Origin of the sequence: Microcoleus sp. PH2017_35_SFW_U_B (assembly GCF_020737865.1) — a bacterium.
Lineage (GTDB): Bacteria > Cyanobacteriota > Cyanobacteriia > Cyanobacteriales > Microcoleaceae > Microcoleus.
Genome location: NZ_JAEQDE010000119.1, coordinates 1 through 20,250 on the forward strand (window position 1 = coordinate 1; position 20,250 = coordinate 20,250).

General features: G+C 46.3%; 12 protein-coding genes and 1 pseudogene. 2 read left to right on the top strand and 11 right to left on the bottom strand.

The window, feature by feature from the left end; all coding sequences use genetic code 11:
- From JGK36_RS28640 to JGK36_RS28660, 4 genes and pseudogenes are all read right to left on the bottom strand, one after another.
- Positions 1-1,026, bottom strand: a pseudogene (locus JGK36_RS28640) (transposase); the annotation flags it as partial.
- Between the two features lie 366 nt (positions 1,027-1,392).
- A complete protein-coding gene (locus JGK36_RS34025) occupies positions 1,393-2,313 on the bottom strand; it encodes a calcium-binding protein (RefSeq protein ID WP_366516614.1) in 921 nt (306 codons plus the stop codon).
- The gene (locus JGK36_RS28655; RefSeq protein WP_293201245.1) at positions 2,306-7,105 is read right to left on the bottom strand and encodes a DUF4347 domain-containing protein; all 4,800 of its coding nucleotides are present in this window, start codon (positions 7,103-7,105) and stop codon (positions 2,306-2,308) included. Before JGK36_RS28655 ends, JGK36_RS34025 begins: the two co-directional genes overlap by 8 nt.
- A gap of 12 nt (positions 7,106-7,117) precedes the next feature.
- A complete protein-coding gene (locus JGK36_RS28660) occupies positions 7,118-7,258 on the bottom strand; it encodes a hypothetical protein (protein WP_293179828.1) in 141 nt (46 codons plus the stop codon).
- A gap of 264 nt (positions 7,259-7,522) precedes the next feature.
- On the opposite strand from JGK36_RS28660, the gene JGK36_RS28665 reads away from it, so the two are divergent.
- Positions 7,523-8,602 carry a TIGR03032 family protein gene (locus JGK36_RS28665; RefSeq protein ID WP_293201247.1) on the top strand — a complete coding sequence of 360 codons (1,080 nt, stop codon included), beginning with the start codon at positions 7,523-7,525 and terminating at the stop codon, positions 8,600-8,602.
- A 124-nt stretch (positions 8,603-8,726) separates the two neighbouring features.
- Here JGK36_RS28665 and JGK36_RS28670 read toward each other — a convergent pair whose 3' ends face one another.
- The 7 genes from JGK36_RS28670 to JGK36_RS28700 all read right to left on the bottom strand — a co-directional run bounded on the left by JGK36_RS28670 (position 8,727) and on the right by JGK36_RS28700 (position 15,209).
- Positions 8,727-9,626 carry an ABC transporter ATP-binding protein gene (locus tag JGK36_RS28670; RefSeq protein WP_293190935.1) on the bottom strand — a complete coding sequence of 300 codons (900 nt, stop codon included), beginning with the start codon at positions 9,624-9,626 and terminating at the stop codon, positions 8,727-8,729.
- Positions 9,627-9,680: 54 nt separating this feature from the next.
- Entirely contained in the window at positions 9,681-10,454 is a 774-nt protein-coding gene (locus JGK36_RS28675; protein WP_293179837.1) for an ABC transporter permease, read from the bottom strand.
- 364 nt (positions 10,455-10,818) lie between these two features.
- The gene (locus JGK36_RS28680; RefSeq protein WP_293179840.1) at positions 10,819-11,856 is read right to left on the bottom strand and encodes a hypothetical protein; all 1,038 of its coding nucleotides are present in this window, start codon (positions 11,854-11,856) and stop codon (positions 10,819-10,821) included.
- Positions 11,857-11,950: 94 nt separating this feature from the next.
- The gene (locus JGK36_RS28685) at positions 11,951-12,661 is read right to left on the bottom strand and encodes a hypothetical protein (protein ID WP_293190933.1); all 711 of its coding nucleotides are present in this window, start codon (positions 12,659-12,661) and stop codon (positions 11,951-11,953) included.
- A 284-nt stretch (positions 12,662-12,945) separates the two neighbouring features.
- Positions 12,946-13,416 carry a Uma2 family endonuclease gene (locus tag JGK36_RS28690; protein WP_293179979.1) on the bottom strand — a complete coding sequence of 157 codons (471 nt, stop codon included), beginning with the start codon at positions 13,414-13,416 and terminating at the stop codon, positions 12,946-12,948.
- A 203-nt stretch (positions 13,417-13,619) separates the two neighbouring features.
- The gene (locus JGK36_RS28695; RefSeq protein ID WP_293179846.1) at positions 13,620-14,645 is read right to left on the bottom strand and encodes an ABC transporter permease; all 1,026 of its coding nucleotides are present in this window, start codon (positions 14,643-14,645) and stop codon (positions 13,620-13,622) included.
- A 219-nt stretch (positions 14,646-14,864) separates the two neighbouring features.
- Positions 14,865-15,209 carry a hypothetical protein gene (locus JGK36_RS28700; protein WP_293179849.1) on the bottom strand — a complete coding sequence of 115 codons (345 nt, stop codon included), beginning with the start codon at positions 15,207-15,209 and terminating at the stop codon, positions 14,865-14,867.
- A 986-nt stretch (positions 15,210-16,195) separates the two neighbouring features.
- On the opposite strand from JGK36_RS28700, the gene JGK36_RS28705 reads away from it, so the two are divergent.
- Positions 16,196-19,603, top strand: a complete 3,408-nt coding sequence (locus JGK36_RS28705) for a PAS domain S-box protein (RefSeq protein ID WP_293198775.1) — start codon at positions 16,196-16,198, stop codon at positions 19,601-19,603.
- The last annotated feature ends 647 nt before the right edge of the window (positions 19,604-20,250 follow it).

Sequence of the window (20,250 nt, forward strand, 5' to 3'; positions counted from 1 at the left end):
CTCCTGATTCGTTGAAGTTATCCCAACTAATTCGGTCTAAAAATACGTACCCATTTCGACAACTGGCTGACAGTTTTGCCCCAAATTCAACGGATTTCCAAGCTTTCCCTCTCACGGAGCGGGCGGATCTGTGGTTGCGTTAAACTTACTATTCTGTCGGGAATACTATGTTCTTTCTTTTTGTACATTAACAACTGTTGGCGGTAGACTTCTGTAACTACTAACAGCATTCTATAATGAGATTTGGTTAATAACTGTAGCTCACCCATTCGCTCTATACTAGCCAAATTTATTTGGATGTATTGCAGTTGTTTTTTAATGGCTTTTCTTCTTGATTTTAGTCGTGGCTTTTTTTGTTTTGCTATGGTTAGGTATTCTTTTATGGCTCTGTTTCGATATGTCAAGAGGCTTTTTTTTACGGGTGATTTAGTTTGATTGTGTAGACTATCTATGATTTTTTCAGTATGTTCTCGGGCTTGATCGTTGTTGGGCTTGGGCCCTCTTGGTTTCAGTGGTTATATAACCTGTCAGTCATACCTCACCTTTTTGAGAAAGGCTATAATATTAATTTTCCTTGATTTTTGGGTTCACTCCAGTCTGATGACTTTTTTTCTACTTCTTCTCCTGGTACTTGGGTCTGGTCTTTGACCATTTTTTCATTGATTTTATTTCCTCGGGTTGACTCCTATTCTTTGCCGAAAATAAACGAACATGGATGAGTCGAATGGTCTAGCATTACTATAGCCACTTAGACCTAGGAAGTATTGTAGGTATGGGTTTTCTCTTATTTGTTCTACTGTTTCAGAGTCGCTAGTTCCTAATCTCTCTTTGATTATTAATGCCCCCAATGCTATACGAAACGATTTCGCGGGGGCTCCCGTTGAACAGGTGAATTTTTGGGCATATTCATCAACAAAAATTCTGACCATGGAATTATTTTTGCCATGATTACCAACGATTATTCTCTGATAATTGTCCTTGTCCGTGAAGGGCAAAGTTGGACACTGCTTTTGGGGCTTTAGTCAAGTTTTCGGTACATGAACGAAAGTGATGCTGTGCATGGCTTTTGACTAATTTTACCTCATAGTCTAACACATTGTCAGTGCCGATCGCGAGTCAGCCCTAGCTAGCACTTTCGCCTGTTACAGAACCTTTTTTACAAAACTTTCCTTGTTTCTTTAGATTCGTTTTGCTTGTCGGTACGATCGCCCACTTATCGGCTCGATCGCCCACTTATCGGTACGATCGCCCACTTATCGGTATGATGGAATCAATGACGTGGCGATCGACTGACTCACTCTTTTAAGATACAAGGGGCGGGTTCACCAACAATAATTGCCACTCAACCAATAATCTCAAAAACCCGCCCCCACCCAACGGTAAATCACTTCCCTAAATCTGGCGGAAATTCACGGATGTAATCGCATTAGCAGTCACTCCAATCATCACACCTAACTCCTGTCCCGTCAAGACATTTTTGATGAGAGTTCCCTGAGTATTTTGAGTTATTGCTAACTGATTAAAACTTAAACCACCGCTTAATCCAATCAAATCTTGACCGACGGTAAAATCAGCGATTATGTCAAATCCGCGATCGGCTTCTAAGACAAAAATATCATTCCCAATACCACCAGTCAAACTATCATTACCCAAGTCTCCATAAAGAATGTCGTCGCCTTGACAACCAGTTAGAGTATCGTTATCTTCCCCTCCATAAATAGTATCATTTCCTTCACACCCTCCCAGAATATCTGCTTGTTCGTTACCGCTGATAAAATCATCGCCAGCCCCGCCGCAAATGGTATCATCACCTTGACTTCCAAACAGCGAATCCTCACCTTCACTACCAAAGATTATGTCATTCCCTTTGCCTCCAAATAAGGTGTCATTACCCTTACCACCATCAATGAAATCATCATTTCTGTTACCATAAACGATGTCATCACCTTCGCGACCATTGATGGAGTCATTGCCTTTACCTCCGAAGATTAAATCGTTGCCAGCATCGCCCAGGATGATGTCATTATTTTCATCTCCAAATAAGATGTCGTCACCTTTGCCACCGCTGATAAAGTCATTGCCTTTATTGCCGTTGAATATGTCACGACTCTCGCCACCATATAAGTTGTCATTCCCAGATTTAGCATCGAATATATTGCCGTTGTTGCTGCCAAGACATTCATCGTTTTGGGCAGTGCCTATTTGAATGCCGGATATACCGAGTATGGTGTTTTCAACTGTATTTGGTTGGTTTAAGTTGGGATAGTCAATTTCATCGCAGATGCAGTCATCGTTGGGGATGTTGTTAGTTATTGGTGTTGGCGTTAATTCGGGTGTTGGTGTTACCTCGGGCGTCGCTGCGGGTGTTGGCGTTACCGCAGGTGTTGGTGTCGGTGTCGGTGTCGGAGTTAGCGATGGTGTCGGCGTTGGTGCGGGTGTCAGTGTTTCCGCTGGCGTTGGTGTCGGCGTTACCGCAGGTGTTGGCGTTACCGCAGGTGTTGGCGTTACCGCAGGTGTTGGTGTCGGTATTGGTGCAGGTGTTTCGGTTACCGCAGGTGTTTCGGTTACCGCAGGTGTTGTTGTCGGTGTCGGAGTTAGCGATGGTGTCGGCGTCGGTGTCGCTGTCGGAGTTTCCGATGGCGGGGGCGTCGGTGTTGGAGTTGGAGTTGGCGAGAAAGGCGTCGGAGTTGGACTTACCTCGGGCGTCGGAGTCGGCGAGAAAGGCGTTGGTGTGGTGACAGGAGTTGGTGTGGTGACAGGAGTTGGTGTGGTGACAGGAGTTGGTGTGGTGACAGGAGTTGGTGTGGTGACAGGAGTTGGTGTGGGTAATATTCACACTAAAATTACCTAAACCGCTAGCAGCAGACAAATTGCCAACAACATCCTTCACCTGCGATGCTTGCAAATTAACTGTGTAAGTAGCATTATCAGTATTATCCCAACTTCCGCCTGGGGGAGTAAACGAATATGTCGCTGTGCGGGGTGTACCATTGCTATTAGTATTAACACTAATAAATCTAGCAGGAATAGCACCGCCTGACCAATTTACAACAACATCAGAATTTTCTAAACTGCTAACATCAACTCCACTGATATCACTGAAAGTAACTGTCAATGTCTGACTTGTACCACCTGCTGTAGTAATGTTAGAAATTGGTGCCAAGTTAGCCGTAGGTGGGATGACATCAATAATCGGGATCGTGATATTAGCAGTGCGAGTGAGTTGAGTGGCTGCGGTGTTATTGTTACCCGCAGCATCTGTGGCTTTAGCTGTGGGAATATCAACTGTGACATTACCAGTAGCAGTTGGTGTGACATCAAAAGTGTAAGTTTTGGCATCAACTATGACAAAGTTTCCGACAGCAGCATTGGCTACGGTGATATCAGTAGTATCAAAGCCGATGACATTTTCACTGAAGGTAGCAGTGACGGTAAATAAACCAGTTACTGTGGTTGGTGATGTTGATGTTAAGGAAACTGTAGGTGCGGTGATATCAGCAGTGCGGGTAAGTTGAGTGGCTGCGGTATTGTTGTTACCAGCGGTATCAATCGCTCTAGCAGCAGGGACATCAACGGTGACATTACCAGTAGCATTCGGTGTGACTGTAAAAGTATAATTTGTGCCGCTACCTGTGAAGTTGCTAATTGTACTGTTAGTTAGATTCACGCCAGCGGCGGTAAATCCTGTGACGCTTTCGCTGAATGTTGCTGTGACTAAAAACGGTGCGTTTGTGGTGGTTGGTGATGCGGATGTTAGGGCTACTGTTGGTGCAAGAGTATCGGCAGTGCGAGTTAATTGAGCCGCAGCGGTATTGTTATTACCCGCGGTATCAATCGCTCTAGCTGCCGGGACATCAACTGTGACAGCGCCGTTAGCATTCGGTGTAACGGTGAAAGTATAGGTTGTGCCACTACCTGTGAAATTGCTAATCGTACTGTTAGTCAGATTCACGTCACTGGCGATAAATCCTGTGACGCTTTCGCTGAATGTTGCTGTGACTAAAAATGGTGCGTTTGTGGTGGTTGGTGAAGTTGATGTTAAGGTGACATTTGGTACAAGTGTGTCTACAATTATGGCTTTGCTATCAGCTAAAGACTGCCCCGCAGGAATAGTTAATGTTGCATTATTGCTCGCAGAATCTCTTAAGGTTGCACCAGTTGCTAAAGTTATGCCAGTTGAGTTGAGATCCGTGCTGTTTTGTCCGGTGGCTGGAGTATAAGTGCCGACAGCAGATGTGCCGGTAAAAGGTGCAATTGTGACAGTGCCGCCTGTATCTAGGTTGACTGTCATGTTACCGCCTGCTAAAGTAACTGCTTCGCTGAAATTGACGGTGACGTTGATGTTGCTAGTTGTGTTGTAACTGCCGTTGGCGGTGGTAGAGGTGACGCTGGTAACAGTTGGCACAATTCCATCTATTACTATTGCTTTATTAGCACCCAAAGAGTTAGCAGCAGCGGGTGCTGGTAATGTTAAGCTGGCATCAAAAGTGGCAGCATTCTTAATAGTACCGCCGCTTAAAGATAAAGCAGTTGTGGAAAGATAGTCTAAGTCGGCGCTGCGATCGCCTGCTGCTACTGTGTACCGGAATGTCAAGGTGTTAGTACCGGTGCCTGAGAGGTAACTGGCGACGGGTGTTGCACCTGCTAAGCTAAGTTGCGGCGTACCCGTGACGTTGACGATTTCAGAGAAGTTAACAGTGATGCCGATGTTTGTGCCGATGCCGTAAGTCCCGTCTGGGGTGGCTGCACTGACGCTGGTAATCGTGGGGAAGGAGTTAACTGTGATGTTGGCGGTTTCGGTAGCTGTGCTAAAAACGCTGGATGTTGTGTTATTGGTTCGATCGGTGGTGTAGTTAGCGGTAGTGCCATTTGTGCCGGTAATTCGATCCCAGGCGGCAAAGGTAATGGCGTTGGTGACAGTGCCGTTGTAACCTGCATTGGGCACAAACCGGATTTTGGTGTTGGCATCACTCGCTAATAGTAAGGCGTTGGTGGCAGAAACGGCTGGGGTGTTTGTCCAGGTTGTGCCATTGGTGGTGTATTGCCAAGTGCCGTTAGCGGTGTCTAATGCAGTGATGGCGATGCCTTGGGAGGCGCTGGCGTTGGGATCGGTGATTTTTGTGCCGCCGAGGTTGGCGATGATGGTGGAGATTAATGTGCCTGTACTGGCGCTGTCGTTTTGGTTTTGGGCGTTGAGGGTGGGTGTGCCGCTGTTGTCGAGTGCGGGCGAGTCGTTTACGAGGACGGTGACGGTGGTGGGGGTGGAGATGATGCCGTCGGTGGCGGTGTATTGAAAGGTTTCTACGCCGTTGAAGTTGGCGTTGGGGGTGTAGAGGATGTTGCTTTTGGGGTCGATCGCGATCGCAAAGACATAATCATTTGCATTGGGGTTGAAGGTAGCATCAGCGACACCTGTGGTGGGATCTAATTTGGCGATATAGTTGCGGGTTTGTCCGCCGATGTTGGTGAAATAACCGCCCACATAGGGGTTGCCACTGCTGTCAAAGGCGATCTCTCTAACACCATTATCTGCATTGGGGTTGAAGGTGGCATCGGCGACACCAGTTGTGGGGTTTAATTTGGCGATGCTGTTGCGGGTTTGTAGGCCGATGTTGGCAAAACTGCCACCCACATAGGGGTTGCCGCTGCTGTCAACGGCGATCGCATGGACACTACCACTCGCATTGGGATTGAAGGTAGCATCGGCGGCACCAGTTGTGGGGTTTAATTTGGCGATATTGTTGCGGGATTGTCCGCCAATGTTGGTGAAAGAGCCGCCCACATAGGGGTTGCCACTGCTGTCTATGGCGATCGTATTGACAGAAAAACCACTCGGATTCGGGTTAAAGGTAGCATCGGCGACACCAGTTATGGCGTTCAATTTGGCGATTCTGTTGCGGACACTGCCGCCGATGTTGGTGAAAATGCCGCCCACATAGGGGTTGCCACTGCTGTCTATGGCGATCGTATAGACAAAACTATTCGCATTCGGGTTAAAGGTAGCATCGGCGGCACCAGTTGTGGGGTTTAATTTGGCGATATTGTTGCGGGATTGTCCGCCGATGTTGGTGAAAGCGCCGACCACATAGGGGTTGCCACTGCTGTCTAAGGCGATCGCATAGACACTACCATTAACATTCGGGTTGAAGGTGGCATCGGCGACACCAGTTGTGGGGTCTAATTTGGCGATACGTCCGCGGGGTTGTCCGCCGATGTTGTTGAAAAAGCCGCCCACTATGAGGTTGCCACTGCTGTCTATGGCGATCGCTAAGACACTATCATCCGCATTTGGGTTGAAGGTGCTATCTAATGTCCCATCGCTATTCAACCGAGCGATATTGTTGCGTGCGAGTCCACCGATGGTGGTAAAACGGCCCCCGACATAAATCCAGTCATTAATAATCGCTGTACCGTTGGTGGGGGCAGTAGTGATGCTTTGAACTTTCGGTCTTCCGCTACCTGTGTCGTTGGCGAGTACGTCAATGCTAACTGCCGACGAGTTGACGGGAATGGCTTTGTTGTCGGGGTTGACGGTGGCTAGTATGTGGCTGTAAGCACTGAGGGTGTTGAGGTTAAATGCTACTGCTGTTTCTATCGGGCCTGTTTGTACTTCTAATTCCCAGTCTCCGCCTAATTCAGCACTGCCAGTAGGATTAGCTGAAGCGGCGATATTGGCCTCAATGATTTCACTCAATCGCTTGACGAAATTTTTGCCAGCTTCTCCTTTGCCTATTTCACACCCATATAATAAGATGTCTGCGTTAGCTATCAGGGCGTTTCGCCACTGTTGCAACTGTTGGCTGTAGTTTTCGATGTTGTTGCTGTTGAGTTCTGTCGTGCCTAAGTAAATCTTGCCGGAACCGCCGTGGGTGATGATGTGTAGGGCTTTGATACCTGTGTGCTGAGCTAGGAATGTGGTGATTTGCTCGATCGCATCGGTCTTATTTTTGAGGATGTAGGTAGCTGTATCTGGTTTGATGCCCTGGATTAGGTAGTGGCTGTCGGGTATTGTGGGGTCAAGGATGACGATTTCCCTTGGTTGGTTGCGAAAGGAACCAATCAAAGAGTTTTTTTTATTGGGGTTAATTTGAACTAGAGTTTTCATCTGCTTTTCGTTCTAGTAGAATAAGTTGTTGTTAACTTGGTCTAGCTCGATCGCCAAATTTAATTTTTTATCTGCGGCAATTCTACCTGCTAGCAGACGAAACGCTAGATTTTTAACTACTAGGAATTTAGCAAGGTTCTCTTCGAGAATCAATGGCTTAGCTTCTCATTTACCAAATCTTTATTTTATAAGTAATTTTACATAAATCATAAAAATTTAAGAAGTGGGGCGGGTTTATGAGATTGTGGGTTTTAGCCAATTATTGGAGCGTAAAACCCGCCCTTGCATTTGGGATATATAAAAAAGATATAGCCTTTCTCAAAAAGATGAGGTATGACTGACAGCTTACATAACCTCCCAGACAAAGAGGGCTCGCATCCCAACAACGTCCGCGAATATGAGAGCTAGATCCGCTATATGCCTCTAAATTCTATGAATAACGAACGAGCCACTTTCAATACAGTCCACGAACACGATATTTTTGGCGATCGCGATTTACCAGCTTGGTTAACCGAACAACAAATCAGCCTCGCTTGTACTACCTATCAAACCAGCAGGTTGATGTTAATCGGTGCCGCGCCAGAAACCAACAGAATCTCGGCTTTTTGGCGAATATTCGATCGCGCAATGGGACTTTTCTGCACGCCGGAACGCCTCTACCTAAGCTCAAAATATCAACTCTGGCAATTAGATAATGTGCTGGCTGCGGGCGGACAACATCAAGGTTACGATCGCCTTTACATACCGCGCATCGCCCACACCACAGGAGATATCGACATTCACGATATCGCTGTTGATAAAAATAACCAAATTCTGTTTATCAGTACCTTGTTTAATTGTATCGCTACTTTGAGCGATCGCCACAGTTGCAAACCTTTATGGAAACCACCGTTTATCTCACAATACATCAACGAAGACCGCTGTCACCTCAACGGTTTGGCAATGGTGGATGGAGAGGCAAAATATGTCACAGCGTCGAGTCAGTCGGATGTGGTGGATGGTTGGCGCGATCGCAGAAAAAATGGCGGCATAGTGATTGATGTCGCATCTAATGATATCATCGCTACGGGATTGTCGATGCCGCATTCACCTCGCTGGTATCGAGATAAGTTGTGGTTGCTGAATTCGGGGAGAGGAGAATTTGGTTATGTCGATTTAGAGACAGGGAAATTTCAGGCGATCGCATTTTGTCCGGCATATGTCCGAGGATTGGCTTTTTGGCAAAATTGGGCGATTGTTGGATTGTCGAAACCGAGGGGTGGTGACAATACTTTTAGCGGTTTAGAGTTGGATGAGTTGTTGGTAGCCAAAGATGCTGAGGCTCGCTGCGGTATGATGGTGATAGATTTGACTACTGGTGCGATCGTACATTGGTTGCGGTTTGAAGGAGTTGTCACGGAACTTTATGATGTGCAGGTGATTCCTCAAGTGCAAAAGCCGATGGCTTTGGGTTTTCAAACGGAAGAAATTGCTCAGTTAATTACTTTGGAACTTTAACCGCTGATGGTGGCGGATGGACGCACGGGTAGCTAGAAACCGGGTTTTTGCGAGAATACTTCGTTACTGTCGGTAAAAATCGTAAAAACCCGGTTTCTTGGATTGTGCGCGAGGGTCAGAAATGTTAAGATAGAGTTTGTTTTGTAACCTCTACATAAATATGTTCTAACCGCACCGGATAGCGAGCTATTGAATCAATAGAAATCCCATCAAAACGCAAAATAATATCCTTTAATTCCAAACGTTCCGGCAGCCAAAAAGCCAAATCGCTACCGTAGCGGCGGGGAATAAAACTGTATTCTGCTGCGCGGGCGATGACTTCAGCTTCTGCGTCGGTTTTAACCACAATAATTTCCTGAGCCGGAATTAGTTTTTGCAACTCCTCCAAACTGCCCTCAGCCACAATACTACCATTCTTTAAAATCCCAATTCTCTGACACAAACGCTCAGCTTCATCCAACAAATGAGTTGTTAGCAAAATCGTAATTCCTTCCGATTGCAAACGCTGAATCAACTCCCAAATTTCATAACGAGCCTCAATATCTAAACCAGTTGTCGGTTCATCTAAAATTACTAATTTAGGCTGGTGAACCAAAGCCACCGCAATATTCAAACGGCGCTGCATTCCTCCGCTCAAAGTTTCCACCGGACTTTGAGCTCTATCTATCAAATTTACTGCTTTTAAGCATTGTTCTACTTGATAGCGGCGCTGTTGGCGCTCTAAACCATAAATTTGAGCAAAAAAATTGAGGTTTTCTGCACAGCTAAGGCTTTTGTAAAGCAAATTTTCTTGAGGCGCTACACCGATTAACAGTTTAGTAGCTTCCGAAACAGGTTCGCCATTGATGAAAACCTTACCGCTGTCAGCATTTAGCAAATTGCATAAAATATTGATAGTTGTAGTTTTGCCCGCCCCATTTGGCCCCAGCAAACCGTAAATTTCGCCAGCTTGAATGTGCAGTGTTAAATCGTTAAGCACTGAACGTTCGCCGTAAGCCTTATTTAGCTTTTCTATTTGCAGCACTGCTTAAAATCTCCTAGTTTTTTCTCTAAATTATCTTTTAATTCCCTGATTTATTTAAAGTCTTCTTTCTACTCTTAACATCCGCCGATATGACAGCCATCCGCCTGCGATCATCGAAATAGCAAATATGAATAAAAACCAGAAGTGCGATTCAATATCCGCAAAATCTTTGCCGTTAGCCCACACGCCTATCAGCGCTTCGTTCATATGATAAATCGGATTGTACTGGGCGAGATCCAGCAGGGTTTTGGGGAACAGCGCAGTTGGCAAAAATGCACCTCCTAAAATCAACAAAGGAACGCCGAAAGCGGCTACTAGCGAGTTGACATCTTCTGTGCGCCTCGCAAACTGCGTCCCCAGAATAAAGCCAACTCCTACGTAGGATACAATGCTGAGTAGAATAATCGCGCATCCTAACAGAATAGATCCTTGAAATTGTGCTCCCAAACACGCTGCTATCGTGTATACTAAAAGTACCTGACCGATGCCGATCGCACTGTGAGCCAGAAAAATTCCTAAAAAGTAGGAAGTGCCACTCAGGGGGGAAACAAATAAGCGCTTGAGAGTATGCTGTTCTCGCTCTGAGACTACCGTGGCTACACTGCCGCCGAGACAGCTAAAAAATAAAGCGGCTCCTACTAAACTTGCAGGTGCAGCACTTTCAAAGGCTTTGGCTGTGGTGAGATTGGCGCGTTCTTTTAAAATTAAACCATTGATTAGCAAGATAGAAATTGGAAAAATACTCCACAAGACTAAGCTGCGCCGCCGCCTTCCCAATTCAATTAAAATTCGCTGCGCTACTGCGAGGGTTTCATACCAGTATTTCATAGGGATTGTGTTAGCATTGTAAGAATTGGAAATTGACATCAAGTCCGAAAAGAATCAACACAATCAAATTGGTTCGTAGTGAGGACTTTAGTCCGCATCAATCCGAGGACTCGCATTCCGAACGATCAAATTGGTTCGTAGTGAGGACTTTAGTCCGCATCAATCCGAGGACTCGCATTCCGAACGATCAAACCTTCTTGATGGCATTGAATTTACCGGAAATTATATGATTATTGATAATAACGCCACGGCATATTATACCATAGAAATACTAAGAATGTTAAATTTCAATAAAAAACCCGCCCGCGCGGGTTTTGTGATTTGACCAGACTAGGTTTTAAATTTTCGGTGTCTGTCGCTGCGCTCATTTAATACTAAAGTTCGTACCTCTGTAACATCCTTGAAAAGAAGTTAAACTTGTACGGTTTGTCTGTTCGAGTTTAGTCACGAGGGAGGGAGTATTACTTTCAGGATTTGTACCCCACTTGTAAATAAAGTCGCCGATGTAGTTTCCGGTTGCTTCGTAGCTGTGCACTTGTATCGGAATTCCCGAAACTCCTGAAACTGTTTGGTTGTTGTATCCGTTAACAATGATTTTCTCGATAACTGCTCCGGGTTCTACAGTCACGTTCCAGTTGACTGGTTCGTAGGCCGAAAGTGCAAGTATTATTGGCTTGTTGCGGCGTTCTACTTTGACTTGGATAGCACTTTTCGACAAATTTGCCTTCCCGTGTTCGGCATTAGCTTCGTAAACACCAATCAAATGAAGTTCTTTGTCTCCGGTTGACGAACCAACATAGGCTGAAAAATCGTCGGAACCGCCAATCCCGCAGTTGGCGGCCGAACTAATGGGGGAAGTAAAAGTTGTTTTTTCGGCGAGTTTCTGCTGCACCGTCGGGACTACCCACCAACCGGTTCCGACTCCTAAAGCACCTATTAAAGCAGCGGCAATTCCGAAAGGAATGACGTTTGTGAGGTGGCGAAAGGCGGTTGTTGCAGTTACTTGGGCTCGGGTTTGCTGCCAAGTTTCAGCAGTTTTTCCGGCATTGCCGCCATCTAGACAAGCTAACAAAGCTAAACTTTCCGGCTGTTCGAGCAGACTTTGAACTGCTTTCCCTTCCCCAACGTAGAGATTTCGAGTTTCGGTGTCTAACAGCAGCCAGTAGCGATCGCCCTCGCCGAAGTTGTACTCTTGTAGCGCAGGCTGAACTAAATCGTGCTGCAAAAATACCAGCCAAGCCATGTTATTGCCAGTTCCGACTATTTTGCCGTCGCTGAAAATAAGTTGGTCGATGTCGGGTTCCCACCGCCAAGCTACCCAGCGACTGTCTCCTCGATAGCCGAGGGATTTTTCGAGTTGCGGATGAGCAGTTATTTCTAAGCGTTGAACTAAGTTTGACACAGTTGGTCTCCTCAACTACGCGCGATCGAAGCTATCCCAAAGGGTAGGGAATCGCTACTTCCAGTCTTAGCTTAACTTATCGGGCGATCGTCCTTCAAAAACTACCCGTGCCGTTGCCCGTGGTACTGTTGGGAGACACATTGTTGCTGGGATTGGTATTCGGCGAAGTTCCCGGATTGAAATTATTCTGTTGATTAGTATTCGGCGAAGTTCCCGGATTGAAATTATTCTGCTGATTGGTATTCGGCGAAGTTCCCGGATTGGCATTATTGTTGGGAATTGTATTCGGCGAACTTCCTGGATTCAGATTATTCTGCTGATTAGTATTCGGTGAAGTTCCCGGATTGGCATTGTTGTTGGGATTAGTATTCGGCGAAGTTCCCGGATTGGCGTTGTTGTTGGGATTAGTATTCGGTGCAGTTCCCGGATTTGCGGGATTTGCGGGATTTGCGGGATTTGCGGTACCAGCAGGAGTAGTTATCGGGGCGCCGGCAGCATCTCTGGTAACGCTGTTGGGGTTCGGGGGGGCTGCTGGATTAGCTGCATTGGGGTTATTTCCAGGAGCATTGGCTGGGTTGGCGGCTGCGGGAGCAGTGTTTTGGGGAGCAGCGTTGGTGCCGCACAAGCTGACTAAATCAAAAGTTGTACCGCTTGGGGTTTCGATGAAGCAAACCGGCACATCTACTCGCGGGTTTGAGGCCCTGGGAAACTGGCCCGTTCCGGGCATGGGACGGCTAAAGGCGACTTGTGCCATCAATGGAGTCAAGGCAGCCGATAGAGCGGCTGCGAGGCGCAATAATCTCATCAGCACTTCCTCAAATGTTATATTTATTGGATCCACTATGCCTTATAAACTGCCAAGTGTCCTCATTCTGAAAGCCGATCTTTTTTACCAGAAAGAATTGGTTGAAAGCCCGCCCGCCTTCGAGGGAGACATTAAAATCAGAGTATTCATTACTCCAATACTCAGACTTCTGGGTAGAGGTAGCTCTCCAACTGTCAACTGTCAACTGTCAACTGTCAACTGTCAACTGTCAACTGTCAACTGTCAACTGTCAACTGTCAACTGTCAACTGTTTACAAATCCTCCTAGAGAGCCGCCACTGCCTGCAACATCTCGCGCACGCAGAAAGTACACTTAGAAAAAGCTGAGAGCGCCACAGTCGAATCCTCTGACAAAATCATTTGACTCCGGTACCCGTCGTCTGAGGGTTCTCGAAATACATGAAGCTGGCGTTGGTGGATATCTAGCACCCAAAAATCGTCAATCTGCGATGCAGCATAGATATCTCCTTGAGTCTCGCAGTCATTTTGAAGCGTACCATCGACTATTTCGATCAGCAGATATATCTCCGAGGCGATGGGATGGCGGTCAGTATAGCGCAGGGCGTCTGGCATCACAACTGCGATCGACGGTTTTGCTTGGGCATCGCCTAACTGAATTGGTAGCTCCACCCGCACTAAAACCTCATCTCCTAACAGCTTTTCCAGCAACTTCTGAATAAGTACAATCGCTGTAGCATAATCGGTTCCCTGTATTTTCATTTTTTTGACAATCAGTCCTGCAACTAATTTTACTTATTGTGAGTTTAATATTTTAGTCGATCGTACCTAATAATCTTCCACGCATATCAAAGGAGCAGATAGCCGGGGAGTGGGAGATTGGGAGAGGGGGAGAGGGCGAAAATCTTCATTCTTTATTCTTTTTTTTGTCAACTGTCAACTGTCAACTGTCAACTGTCAACTGTCAACTCTTCCTTCATTTAGTATCTAATTCGCGGGTCAATGTAAGCATTTAAAATATCAATTACAATACTAGCAATTACTACAATTCCCGCAAAAAACACCACAATACCTTGAACAGTTGGATAATCTCGCAAGCTAATCGCTTCATAAAGACGATTTGCCAGCCCCGGCCAAGAAAAAGTAACCTCAGTTAAAATAGCACCACCCAACAGTGCAGCAAAAGTCAGTCCCAAGACAGTAATTACCGGAATCAGCGCATTTTTGAGAGCGTGAGCCCATAAAATTTGCAATTCAGGAATTCCGCGAGCTCTAGCTGCTTCAACATAATCTGCTTGCAAAGTTTGCTTCAGATTCACCCTGACAATTCGCTCAAAAATGCCACTCAAAAGAATGCCCAGCGTCAAACTCGGGAGTGCCAAATAATGCAAACTTGTGAAAAACTGACCGGGGTTAGCGCTCAAGAGACTGTCTACAGTGTACAGTCCCGTGTAGCCTTGGGGAGCTGGGAATGTTACCGGAAACCGAGTTCCCAACGGAAACCAGCCCAACTGTACGGCGAAAATCAACTGCAAAACCATGCCAGCCCAAAAAGCCGGCAGCGAGTAAGTAATAATCCCAAACAAACGGCCTGCTGCATCGAAAATAGTGTTGGGGCGGGATGCCGCCAGGGAACCGATACTGATGCCGACAATTAAAGCTATGGCCATGCTACAAACTGCTAATTCGACTGTCGCGGGGAAATAGTCTCCGATAATTTGCCAGACGGTTTGGCCGCGAGTGGTGATGGAGGTTCCCAAGTCGAAGCCCAGCAAGTCTTTCATGTATTTTAGATATTGCTCCCACAGGGGTGCGTCGAGGCCTAGTTGGGTTCGCATTGCTGCTTTGGCGGCGGCGGGTGCTCGCGAGCCGAGAATGGCATCTATGGGGTCGCCCGGAGTGGCCCGGAGTAACAAAAATACTGCTGTGGTGATTGTCCACAACATTAGGGGTGCGAGTAGCAAGCGGACAAAAATATAAGATTGCAGGGCTTTTGAACGAGACATAGGAATTGGGAATTGGGAATTGGGAATTGGGAATTGGGAATTGGGATTTGATTTTAGTGATTGTCGATCGACTTTTTGCCAATTCCAGATTTTCCGATTGCGAGCATCTGCATGGTGCTTTTATATTATTGCTGTCCCCGCTCGCGTATTGTATAAGAGAGCAGGGACGATCGCACTCAAACAAAAAAAGGCTTTTTACGAAAATGAGATGCTTCCTTCCTATTCGCCCAGTAGCGATTCAAATGCAGCTTGCAAAGACTTGATATCGCCTACTCTGGCTACTAACAAGTTTTCGCTGCCGGCATCCTGCAATCTATCCTTCCAATACTGGATGCTATCCGAGTTGTTCATCCAGAAACTAATCACGGTATTTACAACTCGATCGACATCCCAGCCGCGATAGGGAGAAATTATCTCTACCGATGCTACAAAAGAATCGAGAGTACACTTTCGGTTTCCCAAGTATTCTACACCTGACGGCTGCTGTTGTTGCAGTAATTCCTGCTGCTGGTTAAAAAACGTTAAAGTTGGAGATACGCCCAGGATTTCAAATGTATAGCTCATGTTATCCTCCCGAAGTATTATTTTGCTCAAAGGTCGATCGCGTAGCGGGGCGTAAGCCATTGTCCACAAAAGCCAAAAACACTTGACATTACGCAAAAATAGGTACACATGGCCGAGGCTCATGGAGGTCGCACCCAAAATTTTAGACTCCTGTTCAACCTCCTCGATCGAGGCGAGTAAATCTAAAATCTAAAATCTAAAATCTAAAATCGAGTGACGTTGCTGCCCTCGATGCACCACAAGATCCTTTAATTACAGTCTTGGCGTGCGATCGCGCTTTTGCCCGCTTATTCTATGAATAGCAAATTTTTTAACAGTCTGGTGTCAAATAACTTACATTTTTGACATCCCCCAGCCATTGAAAATTCTAATCTAATTTGTATTAACCAGCGGTAAGGCAGGCAACCTGCACTCGGAGAAAGCGATCCGATTTTAGGTTAAAGATTTTAGAATTGGGAATGACCGATCGATTGAGGAGTTGTATGCTTTTTGACCTGGCATGAGTTTTGGGGCTGGAGTTCGGGAGCATCTCATTTTTGTAAAAAGAATTTTTTTATAGTGCGAACTCGTATAGCTCGCGTATTATACGATACGCGAGCTCCCGACAGCACTATTAAATGCAAAACAGAGATGCTCCCTTGGAGTTCTCGATCGCGATCGCCAGATTCAGGAAAGTAGTACCATGATTAATATTACAATTTTTTTACAGTAGTGCTTGAAACCTCAGCGAAGTTTTGACCGGGCGGCTACCCCAATTCAATATTGCTGTGGGACTTTGTATAGCGGTTCTCACAAAGATGAGGTACGTTGTTGGGCTTCAGCCCTCTTGGTTTCAGTGGTTATATAACCTGTCAGTCATACCTCACCTTTTTGAGAAAGGCTATAACTTATACTATCTAGGGCATCTTGGAAACGACAAACGATACGCAAACCTCGTAGGTGTCAGAATAATATTGATGTTATTGAAAACTCTGAGCCGTCGTCTGATGAAAAGCTCGCCCAAGATGTCACTGAGCCTCGTCTTGTTGATGCCGCTGGTGGTGCAAATCTCCGTAGCAGTCGGCGTCACTGGATGGCTGTCTTTTCGCAACGGCCAGAAAGCCGTCAATGACCTTGCTACCAGGTTGAGCTTGGAAGTCGCAGCGAGGACTAAAGAAAATTTCCGCAGTTTTGGAGAGGTGTCTCACCTGTTCCTGCAAATGAATAATGCTGCGATCGCCTCTGGAAACCTAGACCCTGATGACTTCCCCAACTTAGAGCGCTTTTTTTGGAATCAGACCAAGCTGAGCGATCGCACTACAACCATCTACTACGGCGACGAACAGGGCAAATTCCTCTTGCTCAAACGCGAAGCAGATGAATTAGTATACATCAGAGACGAATCAACTGCTCCCAACCGCCAAATTTATCGCCTCGACAGCAAAGGAAACCGCACTGAGCTAATCAAAACCGCCCCCTACGACCCCCGTACTAGACCGTGGTATCAAGCTGCCAAACAGGCAGAAAAAGCCACCTGGTCTCCGATCTACGTCTTCACTGCCTCGCCAGTTCTCGGCATTACGCCGGTGATGCCTATTTACACTGAAACAGGAAAACTGCGGGGGGTATTGGCAATTGACCTGACTCTTTCTCAAATCAGCGATTTTCTCAAAAGTATCAAAATTAGCCCGTCAGGAGAAGTTTTTGCGATCGAGCGCAGCGGGGAAATAGTCGCCAGTTCCACAGATGAATTGCCGTTTATCACTGACAACAAAGGACAAAAACGGCTGTTGGCAACACAGAGCAAAAATTTGCTAATTCGATCGGCTTCCACATACTTGCAAACACGATTTGGCAGTTTTGAAGAAATTGACAGCCAAGGACAGTTTAGCTTCGATATAAAAGGCAAACGTCAATTCATTACGGTCGCTCCCCTGCGAGACGGCCGCGGTCTCGATTGGCTGATTGTCGTAGCAATCCCGGAAGCAGACTTTATGGAGCAAATTAACGCCAACACTCGCACAACTATTTTATTGTGCTTTTTTGCCTTCATACTGGCGATCGTCCTGGGAATTTTCACATCTCGCTGGGTTGTCACACCAATTACCCGATTGCTGGAAGCTTCCAAAGCTTTAACAAAAATGTCCGAAGCTGCCGACTTCACCTCCGCCGAATTAGACGGCGAAGTCGAAGTCAAAGGCGTCAATGAACTCGGCGTCCTGGCTCAGTCTTTCAACCAGATGGCCAGACAATTGCGATCGTCTTTTGTAGCCCTAGAACGAACCAACTCCAGTTTAGAACAGCGAGTAGCAGAGCGGACTGCCGAACTCGAAGCCACCGAAGCAGAATTGCGGGCTTTGTTTGCAGCCATGAACGAATTAATTGTAGTTGTGGATGCCACCGGTCGCTATTTGAAAATCGCGCCCACAAATATGTCGCTGCTCTACAAACCAGCAGCAGAATTAGTTGGTAAAACTATCGGAGAGCTGTTCCCGCAAGCTACAGCAGACAATTTTCTCAACCACATTCGAGCAGCCTTAGATAGTCAGCAAACAGTTAGCATCGAGTACGATTTAACCATTAACGACCGCGAAATTTGTTTTGCCGCCAGCATTTCGCCGCTTTCAGAAGAATCCGTAATTTGGGTGGCTCGCGACATTACCGAACAGAAGCGAGCCGAATCAGTGCGGCGGATGAGGCAAAAACAATTGCTCAAACAAAATACGGTTTTGCTAGAATTGGCAAGAAATAAAGCGCTATATCGAGGCGATTTGCAAGTAGCTTTAAGAGAAATCACCGAAGCGGCGGCTCATACCCTAGACGCAGAAGCAGCCGGAGCGTGGTTGTACGATGAAAGCCGATCTAAATTGCAATGTCTAGACCAATTTCACCGCAGCAACGGCGAGCATTCCCAAGGTGCCGAACTCGCAGCACCAGACTATCCAGCTTATTTTAAAGCTTTGGAAGAAGACCGGACGATCGCAGCCGACGACGCTCTCTCAGATATCAGAACCAGAGAATTGGTATCATCTTACTTTGCAGAAGGCGGCACCACATCCACATTGGATGCGCCGGTGCGATTGGGAGGACATACAGTTGGAGTCCTCTGTATCGAACAGGTGGGAAGTGCTCGCCACTGGACAGTAGAAGAACAAAATTTTGCTGCTTCCCTCGCAGATTTGGTATCATTGGCGATCGAAGCCAGCGATCGCGATCGGACACAAAACGCCCTGCGTCAAGCAGAACAAAAATACCGCAGCATCTTTGAAAACGCAGTCGAAGGCATTTTTCAAACCACCCCCGAAGGTCGCTTCTTGAGCGTAAATCCATCCTTAGCCCGCATCTACGGCTACGCCACTCCCGAAGAATTGACATCAAATCTCACCAACATCAGACAGCAAACTTACGTCAATCCTCAACAACGCGAGAAGTTTATGCGAGTGATGAAAGAATCTGGACAAATTTCGGGGTTTGAGTCAGAAGTTTACCGCGTTGACGGCAGCATAATTTGGATTTCCGAAAGCGCCCGTGCAGTGTGCGACACGCGCGGTGAGGTAATCTACTATGAAGGTAGTGTCGAGGATATTAGCGATCGTAAAGTCTTTGAATCCGCCTTGCAACTCGCCCTAGAAGCAGCCGAAGCAGCCTCCACCGCAAAAAGCGCATTTTTAGCAAACATGAGCCACGAACTGCGGACGCCCCTCAATGCCATCATCGGCTACAGCGAAATGCTCCAAGAAGAAACCGAAGAATCCGGCTACAATGAACTCACCCCAGACTTAGACAAAATCCGCACATCCGGCCGACACTTGCTATCGCTAATAAACGACATTCTCGACATTTCTAAAATCGAAGCCGGTCGCATGGATCTCTACTTAGAAACCTTCGACATCGCCACCTTAATTGAAGAAGTCGCCGACACCGCCGCGCCACTAATTGAGAAAAATCATAACACTTTAAACTTACAGCAAATAGGCAATATCGGCACTATGCACGGTGACATTACCAAACTGAGGCAGATTTTATTGAATTTGCTAAGCAATGCCGCCAAATTCACTCACAATGGTACAATTACCCTCAGCGCCAGCCGAGAACAAATCGCCGGCTACAGCAGCGAAGCGACACCACAAAACAGTTCGGAACCTGCGGTAAATTCTCCATCCTCAAATCCCAGTAAAGAATTTTTAGTAGTTAATTGTACAGATACAGGAATTGGCATGAATCCCGAGGAATTGCAGAACATTTTCCAACCCTTTATCCAAGCAGACGCTTCTACCACGCGCAAATACGGCGGCACTGGTTTGGGACTAGCAATCAGCCAGCGTTTTTGCCTCATGATGGGTGGCAATATTTCAGTAAACAGTCAAGTCGGTGTTGGTTCTACTTTTACCATCCGCTTACCTGTTAATACTTAACTAATCTTGGTATTTTTGAGCTATCCTTGTATTACCAAATCTCGTAGGGGCGGGTTCACCAACAATCTTTGGTTCACATCCAAAATATTAATAAACCCGCCCCCACCAAACCAATTAACCCTGATTGCGGAACAAGTTTTTGAGTATCTGCGATGGGTGGGGACGGGTTTTTTAGTTCTGGGAATTGATGATATAAATTTGGGTGAACCCGCCCCTTGTATCTTAAAAGAGTCAGTCAGTCGATCGCCACGTCATTGATTCAATCATACCGATAATCAGGCGATCGTACAGACTTTCAGTCGACGATCATACCGATCATCAGGCGATCGTACCGATCATCAGGCGATCGTACCGACAATCAGTCGATCGAGCCGACAATCAGTCGATCGTACCGACAATCAGTCGATCGTACCGACAAGCAAAGCGAATCTAAAGAAACAAGGAAAGTTTTATGCAAATGGTTCTGTAATACCATTTTTCTAAAGTTATGCTAGACTTATCTCAAAAGTAAAGGAGAACATTAAAATGTCTGGTCGTCCTCATATAACGATTACCGAATCTGTAGAGGTATTGCTAGAGATTCGGAAACAACAAAAAAGAATCTTAGCATATAATAAAGTTCAAATGCTTTATTTGTTTCAGTCAAA

Coding starts and splice junctions, on each gene's coding strand:
- JGK36_RS28675 (WP_293179837.1), bottom strand. CDS start 10,454: ATGAAATACTGGTATGAAACCCTCGCAGTAGCGCAGCGAATTTTAATT.
- JGK36_RS28685 (WP_293190933.1), bottom strand. CDS start 12,661: ATGAGATTATTGCGCCTCGCAGCCGCTCTATCGGCTGCCTTGACTCCA.
- JGK36_RS28705 (WP_293198775.1), top strand. CDS start 16,196: ATGAAAAGCTCGCCCAAGATGTCACTGAGCCTCGTCTTGTTGATGCCG.
- JGK36_RS28655 (WP_293201245.1), bottom strand. CDS start 7,105: ATGAAAACTCTAGTTCAAATTAACCCCAATAAAAAAAACTCTTTGATT.
- JGK36_RS28665 (WP_293201247.1), top strand. CDS start 7,523: ATGCCTCTAAATTCTATGAATAACGAACGAGCCACTTTCAATACAGTC.
- JGK36_RS28700 (WP_293179849.1), bottom strand. CDS start 15,209: ATGAGCTATACATTTGAAATCCTGGGCGTATCTCCAACTTTAACGTTT.
- JGK36_RS28695 (WP_293179846.1), bottom strand. CDS start 14,645: ATGTCTCGTTCAAAAGCCCTGCAATCTTATATTTTTGTCCGCTTGCTA.